Origin of the sequence: Paenibacillus sp. GCM10027630, assembly GCF_042676305.1 — a bacterium.
In the GTDB taxonomy this organism is placed as follows: domain Bacteria; phylum Bacillota; class Bacilli; order Paenibacillales; family NBRC-103111; genus Paenibacillus_S.
Map to the genome: position 1 here is coordinate 1 of NZ_JBHTGY010000067.1, position 795 is coordinate 795.

A 795-nucleotide genomic window follows, 5' to 3' on the forward strand; every position below is an offset into this window, starting at 1 on the left:
GAACAGTTCGATCAGCCAGCGATTGCGGTAAATATCCATCACTTCTTCTACGGACAAATCACACTTCGTCGTTGCCAGACGGTAGAATCGGTTCTGCTCGTCGTAAAACTCAATGAGGCGCAGCGGGACGCTCATTTTTGTTTTAGGTTGATTCCCCAGCAAAACCATAGCATCTCGAACGACTCCATGATTACTTTCGGGAATTGGCCGCTCTTCAAGGATTTCGGCGAAATGATGATTGGCTAAGCGAACGACAAAATCGATGTTATGGGTCGCCCATTTTTGCATCCTTTTGTAGCAGACATAACCGCGATCCATGACGTAAAGCACACCTGGATCTACAACTAGACTGTCCGAACCGATGTAATCACTGACATTGCCTGTAGACGGAACAATTTGATCCGGATAAGCCGTATGCTCATCGATGACCATGAGTCGCGTATGAACCTTGACGCTATTCTGCTTTTCCGTAACGTAAGCCCAATCTCCAATCATAGGAGGCATCCTCAAACTTGTAGAATCTACGATTCCTAAAGTAAGCTTGTCTTGTTTTTTGCGAGGATGAGCTGTTTTTTGAACAGCATGAACAACGGCAGCGAATAAGGCTTGAGTGACCTCGACAGGAAGAGCATTCATACGGCGCGATAGCTGAGACTTGTTGATGCTATCGATTTCGAATTCTTTCTGAAACTCAGGGTCTGATCGAATACCTCTTTCGATCGTGTACAGAGAATCCCACTTCAATAACTGTGCGCAGAGGAATATCTTCAGCAGACTCACTGTTTTAAGCTGTTT

General features: G+C 45.4%; 1 protein-coding gene. It reads right to left on the bottom strand.

The window, feature by feature from the left end; genetic code table 11:
• Window positions 1-795: IS4 family transposase (locus ACFQ0C_RS31645; protein ID WP_379372862.1), on the bottom strand; the 795-nt coding region annotated here is incomplete at both ends.